Genomic DNA, 5,142 nt, shown 5'->3' on the forward strand with positions numbered 1-5,142 from the left:
CCGGCGCGCGCCCTCGCCCCGGGTGAGCACGTGGACCTCCGCCCCCTGCGCGAGGGCGAGTTGAGCGGTGAGATGGGCCGAACCGCCGAAGCCGTAGACGCCCAGCCTGCCGCCCGGCGGGAGCGCCGCACGCTTCAGCGCGCGGTACCCGATGATGCCCGCGCACAGCAGCGGCGCGGCCGAGAGGTCGTCGATCCCGTCGGGAAGGGCGTAGGCGAAGGCCTCGGCAGCGGTGGTGAACTCCGCGTAGCCGCCGTCGGCATCCCATCCGGTGTAGCGGGACCGGGCGCACAGGTTCTCCCGTCCGGCCCGGCAGGCACCGCAACTCCCGCAGGTGCCCCGCAGCCAGGGGACGCCCACCCGGTCACCGGTGAGGAACCGGACGCACCCGGGACCCGAACCGACGACCTCTCCGACGATCTCGTGGCCGGGGACCACCCGCGGTCGGCGGACCGGGAGGTCACCTGTGGCGACGTGCAGGTCGGTCCGGCAGACCCCGCACGTGAGGACGCGGATCAGGATCTCCCCCGGCCCGGGCTCGGGCACGGCGAGCTCGACGAGGTCCAGCGGGGACCGCGCCAGGGGTGCCGGCTCGCGGACCACCCAGGCCCGCATCGTCGTCGTCATGGTCACGATCACCTCGATCCCGCGGTGCGGTGACGGCGATCCTATCCCCGGCCGCGCGGCGCGGGCCAGCCCCGGACAGCGATCGGGCGCGTGGTCGGGACGGCCGGAACCACGACGAGGTCCGGGACCCGCCCCCACGGGATTCGTGGGGTGGGTCCCGGACCTCGAGGGGTCAGATGTAGATGGCGGGGTCGATGTAGAACTGCGCGTCGCGCAGCTCCTCCTTCGACTCCGTGGCGGGCTTGGCGACGCCCGGGATGCCCACGACGATCGAGTTGGCCGGGGCGTCCTTGACCACCACGGCATTGGCGCCGACCGACGAGTCCGAACCGATCTCGACGGGGCCCAGGATCTTGGCCCCGGCGCCGACGGTCACGCGGTCGCCCAGGGTGGGGTGGCGCTTGACGTGCTTGAGCGAGACGCCGCCCAGGGTGACCCCGTGGTACAGCATGCAGTCGTCGCCGATCTCGGCGGTCTCCCCGATGACCACGCCCATGCCGTGGTCGATGAAGAACCGCCGACCGATGGTGGCACCGGGGTGGATCTCGATCCCCGTGAGGAACCGGGTGAACTGGCTCAGGACGCGGGCCGCGAACCGGCCGGCCCCGCCGGCCACCCACAGTCGGTGGGAGAGCCGGTGGGACCAGATCGCGTGCAGGCCGGAGTAGACGATCGCGTTCTCGACATCTCCCCGGGCCGCCGGGTCGTGGGCACGCGCGGCGGCGAGATCCTCACGCAGGGTGCGCAGGATCCCCGCCGCGGGCGCGTCCGCGGTCGACGGAGTCGGGTCGGTCATCAGTCGCGGTAGTCCTCGAACAGCATGGTGGACACGTAGCGCTCGCCGTAGTCGCACACGATCACCACGATGGTCTTGCCGGCGTTCTCGGGACGCTTGGCCACCTCGAGCGCGGCCCACACGTTGGCACCGGACGAGATGCCGGCGAGGATGCCCTCCTCGGTGCCGAGGCGCTTGGCGATCCGCAGCGAATCGTCGAGGGTGACGTCGATGACCTCGTCGTAGATGTCCCGGTTGAGGATCTCGGGGACGAAGTTGGCGCCCAGACCCTGGATCTTGTGCGGTCCGGCCTTGCCCTCGGTGAGCAGCGGCGAGTCCTTGGGCTCGACGGCCACGATCTGGATGTCCGACTTCTGCTCGCGCAGGTACCCGCCGGCGCCGGTGATGGTGCCGCCGGTGCCGATGCCGGCGATGAAGATGTCGACCTCGCCGTCGGTGTCCTCCCAGACCTCGGGGCCGCTGGTCCGGCGGTGGACGTCCGGGTTGGCCGGGTTGGCGAACTGACGGGCCAGGACCGCGTTCTCGCGGGTGGAGGCGACCTCCTCGGCCTTGGCCACGGCGCCCTTCATGCCCTCGGAGCCCGGGGTGAGGATGAGCTCGGCACCGTAGGCACGCATGACCGCACGGCGCTCGACCGACATGGTGTCGGGCATGACCAGGACGGACTTGAACCCGCGCGCGGACGCGACCATGGCCAGCGCGATGCCGGTGTTGCCGGACGTGCCCTCGACGATGGTGCCACCGGGCTTGAGGGCGCCGGAGGCGACCGCGTCGTCGATGATCGCGGCACCGATGCGGTCCTTGACGCTGGCGGCCGGGTTGGCGGACTCCAGCTTGGCGAGCACGGTGGCCTGGAGGCCGTCGGTGAGGGAGTTGAGGCGGACCAGGGGCGTGTGGCCGATGGTCTCGGTGATGTCGGAATAGATCTTCGCCATTGGTGAGTTCCGTTCTTCAGAATGAACCGATCTGTCTATCGGCAAGTGTACGTGATCCCGCACCCGTCCGGACCACGCCCGCGTGAAATGACGGGGCCGGCGAAATGCCGCAGCGCCCGGACCCCGTGGGGCCCGGGCGCTACCGGTCGAGGACTCAGTTGTCGGAGTAGAGCGCCTCGATCTCGCTGCCGAAGCGGTCGTGCACGACGTTGCGCTTGAGCTTGAGCGTCGGGGTGAGCTCACCGCTCTCCACCGAGAACTCCGCCGCGAGGATCTTGAACTTGCGGATGGACTCGGCGCGGGAGACGGACTTGTTGGCCTGGTCCACCGCGTCCTGGATGGCGCCGACCAGCTCGCCGTCCTGGAGCAGGTCCGCCACCTCGCCGGTCTTGCCGTGCTTGTCCCGCCACGCCGGGAAGGTCTCCTGGTCGATGGTGATCAGCGCTGCGATGTAGTTGCGGTTGTCGCCCACCACGACGGCCTGGCTGATCAGCGGATCGGCCGAGAGGAGGTCCTCCATCTGGGACGGCGACACGTTCTTGCCGCCGGCGGTGACGATGAGGTCCTTCTTGCGGCCGGTGATCGACAGGTAACCGTCCGAGTCGAGCTCGCCGATGTCGCCGGTGTGGTACCACTCGCCGGTCCAGGACTCCTCGTTGGCCTTCGGGTTCTGCCAGTAGCCCTTGAACAGGGTCTTGGCCTTGGCCAGGATCTCGCCGTCGTCGGCGATCTGGATGGTCACACCGGGGATCGGTCGACCGACGGTGCCGATCTTGGCCTGGCCGATCGGGTTGACGGTGAGCACGCCCGAGGACTCGGTGAGGCCGTAGCCCTCGAGCAGGTCGAAGCCGGCGCCGCGGTAGAAGTGGCCGAGACGGGCGCCCAGGGGGCCGCCGCCGGAGATGATGCGGTTGCACTCGCCGCCCAGGGCGTCGTGGAGCTTCGAGTAGACCAGCTTGGAGAACAACTTCTGCTTGAGCGCCAGGCCCGCGGGCGGCTTCCCGCCACCCTCCATGGCCATGGAGTAGTCGATCGCGGTCTGCACCGCGGCCTTGAAGATCTTGGCCTTGGCGCCGCCGGCGGCCTCGGCCTTGCCCGCGGCGGAGTTGTAGACCTTCTCGAGCACGCGCGGGACCGACACGAGGAAGGTCGGGTGGATCTCCGCCAGGCGCTCGACGACCTTGGTCGTGTCGGGCTCGTGGGCCACGGCGACGCGCTTGTAGAAGCATGCCACCTCGAGGATGCGGGCCAGCACGTGTGCCAGCGGCAGGAAGATCAGGGTGCGGCTGTTGGGGACGAACGCGTCCTTGAGCTGCTCCTCGACCGACATCACGACGCCGGCGAACCCGCCGTGCAGGATCTCGCAGCCCTTGGGGTTGCCCGTCGTGCCGGAGGTGTAGATGATGGCGCACCGGTCCTCGTGGCCCGTCGCCAGCGAGGCCTGCTCGAGCTGCTCGTCGGTGACATCCGCTCCCGCGGCGGTGAGCTGGGCGACCAGGTCGTTCTCGATGACCATGATGTCGCCGTTCCACTCGGTGCCGGACGTCAGCACCTCGCGGAGTTCGAGGTTCTCGACCACGGCGACGGTCGCGCCGGAGTCGGTGAGGATCCAGTCGCACTGGCCCGACGAGGAGGTCTCGTAGATCGGCACGGTGACGGCGCCGACCGCCCAGGAGGCCCACGCGATGAGCGACCACTCGTAGCGGGTGTGGCTCATGATGGCCAGGCGGTCGCCGGGCTTGACGCCCCGGGCGATGAGTCCCTTGGCGACGCCCTTGACCTCTTCCAGGTACTGGGCGCAGGTGACCTCCTTCCAGTCGGTCCCGACGAGCCGCAGTACCGCGACGTCGTTCGGGGCCTCCTCCGCGTTCTTGAACAGGAGTCGGCCGAGGTTCTCGACAGGGAAGGGCTTGGTTACTGGAGGGGTGGCGAACTCGGTCGTCATTGCGATCCTTAGGTCATGTGTGGCCTGTATCACTGGCAAGTGTAGAGGGTTGGCCGCTGTCCGTGTTCAGCACGGTCTATTTAGATCCGTTTATGAGGGGCGCGTCAGGTTTGTGATCCCGGTTCGTGTGATACGGGTTACACTGACGACATGTTCGGGGGCACGGGACCCGCGGCGAGCCTGCTGGTGGCCGAGTCGTGGGAGCGCAGCAGGCATCGGGGTATCGACCCCACCGTGGTCGCGCCGTCGGTCGAGCTGGAGGGCCCGGACCTCTCCCGCCACGTGGCGGAGCACCGGATGGCGTCGGTCCTCCCGGTGGTCGAGTCGGTCCTCGTGTCGGGCGTGGTCTCCAGCGGGCACATCGTCGCCGTCGCGGACGAGCGGGGACGGTTGCTCCGCGTGATCGGTGACCGGGGCGTCCGGTCCCGCGCGGAGTCGATGGCGTTCATCCCCGGCGCGGTCTGGACGGACGAGGCGGTCGGGGCCAACGCGCCGGGGCTCGCGCTCCGGCACGACACGGAGGTGCGGGTCCGCGGGTCCGAGCACTATCTCGAGATGGCCCACGAGTGGAGTTGCGCGGCGGCGCCGGTCCACGACCCCGGGACGGGTGAGCTGATCGGGCTCATCGACGTCACCGGCCCGAGCAGTGCGGCCTCGGATCAGATGCTCGCCCTGATCCGGGCGACGGTGATGCTCGCCGAGGGGGAGCTGCGCACCGCCGCCGGCCTGGTCGTACCCCGTCGCGGCGGGGTCGACCGAGCCGAGGGTGGGCGGTTCAGGCTGCGTGTTCTCGGTGCGGGGGCCGGCGTGGTCGACGGGGACGGCCCCGGGGTCGGCGG

General features: G+C 70.0%; 5 protein-coding genes. 1 reads left to right on the forward strand and 4 read right to left on the reverse strand.

What is annotated here, in order from left to right; all coding sequences use genetic code 11:
• The 4 genes from G6021_RS06945 to G6021_RS06960 all read right to left on the reverse strand — a co-directional run.
• On the reverse strand, nucleotides 1-627 hold a 627-nt coding region (locus tag G6021_RS06945; protein ID WP_241736454.1), incomplete at its 3' end, for a zinc-binding alcohol dehydrogenase family protein.
• Between the two features lie 172 nt (nucleotides 628-799).
• A complete protein-coding gene (epsC, locus tag G6021_RS06950) occupies nucleotides 800-1,423 on the reverse strand; it encodes a serine O-acetyltransferase EpsC (protein WP_182640927.1) in 624 nt (207 codons plus the stop codon).
• Nucleotides 1,423-2,358 (reverse strand): cysteine synthase A, encoded by a 936-nt coding sequence (gene cysK, locus G6021_RS06955; protein WP_179524173.1) that lies wholly within the window; start codon nucleotides 2,356-2,358, stop codon nucleotides 1,423-1,425. The genes epsC and cysK overlap by 1 nt, the downstream gene beginning before the upstream one ends.
• Before the next feature lie 154 nt (nucleotides 2,359-2,512).
• Nucleotides 2,513-4,303: a long-chain fatty acid--CoA ligase gene (locus G6021_RS06960; RefSeq protein WP_182639111.1), complete on the reverse strand. Its 1,791-nt coding sequence runs from the start codon at nucleotides 4,301-4,303 to the stop codon at nucleotides 2,513-2,515.
• Between the two features lie 150 nt (nucleotides 4,304-4,453).
• Here G6021_RS06960 and G6021_RS06965 point away from each other — a divergent pair.
• Nucleotides 4,454-5,142, forward strand: a 689-nt coding sequence (locus G6021_RS06965; protein WP_347238164.1) for a GAF domain-containing protein, incomplete at its 3' end; no start/stop codon positions are given.

The sequence above is a fragment of the Dietzia sp. CW19 genome (genome assembly GCF_014145265.1).
GTDB lineage: Bacteria > Actinomycetota > Actinomycetes > Mycobacteriales > Mycobacteriaceae > Dietzia > Dietzia natronolimnaea.

Bases quoted from the DNA above. Each gene is read 5' to 3' on its own strand.
- epsC (WP_182640927.1), bottom strand. From the start codon at position 1,423: ATGACCGACCCGACTCCGTCGACCGCGGACGCGCCCGCGGCGGGGATC.
- cysK (WP_179524173.1), bottom strand. From the start codon at position 2,358: ATGGCGAAGATCTATTCCGACATCACCGAGACCATCGGCCACACGCCC.
- G6021_RS06960 (WP_182639111.1), bottom strand. From the start codon at position 4,303: ATGACGACCGAGTTCGCCACCCCTCCAGTAACCAAGCCCTTCCCTGTC.